2 pseudogenes are annotated in these 1,559 nt (G+C 68.4%); one reads left to right on the forward strand and one right to left on the reverse strand.

The annotated features are described in order from the left end of the window. Window positions 1–219 (reverse strand): annotated as a pseudogene (locus tag ABZ826_RS39310) (IS5/IS1182 family transposase); the annotation flags it as partial. Window positions 220–435: 216 nt separating this feature from the next. Here ABZ826_RS39310 and ABZ826_RS39315 point away from each other — a divergent pair. Continuing rightward, window positions 436–1,451, forward strand: a pseudogene (locus ABZ826_RS39315) (transposase); the annotation flags it as partial. Window positions 1,452–1,559: the final 108 nt, after the last annotated feature.

Genomic DNA, 1,559 nt, shown 5'->3' on the forward strand with positions numbered 1-1,559 from the left:
GACGAGGGTGACCAGCAGCCGGTCGACGAACTCCAGCCTCGGCTTGCGCCCGGCCCCCTCCGCCCGGCGCCGTCTGTAGCCCCGCTGCCGGTCGAGCGCCGACTCACGCCGGGCCCACCAACGCGGCGACAACTCTTCGAGCAACTCGCCGAGATGTGCGCGAGAGACCCCGGACAGGGCAGGATGGGAGCAGGCCGCACGGGCCCAGGTAAGCGTCACAACTCACCCAACCCGTGCGGCCCTTCTCACGTCACGGCCCCACCAACACCGGGACTATTCATCCCCAGGTCGTAAGCTTGACGTTTATCGTCCGCGGTCGAATGTGACCTCGAACTTGCCGCCGCTTCAGCTGAGTAGCTGACGTAGGAGCGGCCTCCGCCTGATCATGTGCTCCGTCACAGAGGCGCTTGACCAGCACGAAGGCCGTAGCCATGACTGCCGCTTCCGCGGACGGCCGAGGGGCAGCTGATCTCGGCGGTCGATGTGAGCAACTGGCTGCGGCCGGATGCGAATACCAGCCCGGAACGGCTGTTCTGCCACACGTATGGTCGTGGCAGGGGCTCGGCCCAGATGATCCCCGGGTGGCCCTACTCTTTCGTGGCCGCTCTGGAGCAGGGTCGGACGTCGTGGACCGCCATGCTGGATGTGGTCCGGCTGTGTCCTTAGGACGACGCGACCGCAGTCACCGCAGCCCGGATCCGGGACGTGTTCCAGCGGCTGCATGTGGCGGGCCAGTGGCAGGTCGGGGATCCGTCCGTCCTGGTCGTCGCCGATGCCGGCTACGACGTGGCCCGCCCTGCTTTCCTGCTGGCGGACCTACCCGTGGAGATGCTGGGTCGGATGCGGTCGGACCGCGTGCTGTATTTCCCGCCCCCGCCGCAGCCGCCGGGCAAGGTCGGCCGCAAGCCCAAGCGCGGAGCGGAGTTCGCGTTCGAGGCCGCGGCAACCCAGCCGCCCCGTCCGTCACCACCGTGACCGATGCCACCCACTACGGGAAAGCCGTCGCCACTGCCTGGGACCGGCTGCACCCGCTACTGGTCCGGCGCTCGGCCTGGGCCGACTACCCCAAGGGACAATTGCCGGTCGTTGAAGGCACCGTCATCCGCCTTCAGGTCGACCACCTCCGTGGAGACCGCAGCCCGAGGCCGGTCTGGCTGTGGTGGTCGGGCACCGCCGCTGCTGCCGGGGACGTGGACCGGCTCTGGCAGGCGTTTCTGCGCAGATTCGACCTGGAGCACACCTTCAGGATGATCAAGCAGACGTTGGGGTGGACTACACCCCAACTCCGCGAGCCGGCCGCCGCCGACCGCTGGACCTGGCTCGTCATGGCTGCCTATGCCCAGCTCCGTCTCGCCCGGCCCCTCGCGGAGGACCTCCGTAATCCTTGGGAACGGCCCGCACGTCAAGGGCGCCTCACACCCGCACGCGTCCGTCGAGGATTTCGCCGCCTCCACGGGACAACCCCTCAGAGCCTGTCGGGTGGCTGATCATGCGTGATGCGTGACGGTCGTGATCTGCCCTCCGGGCATGGAGACGGCCCCGGAATGATCACGTGGTGT

The sequence above is a fragment of the Streptomyces sp. NPDC047515 genome (assembly GCF_040643055.1).
Lineage (GTDB): Bacteria > Actinomycetota > Actinomycetes > Streptomycetales > Streptomycetaceae > Streptomyces.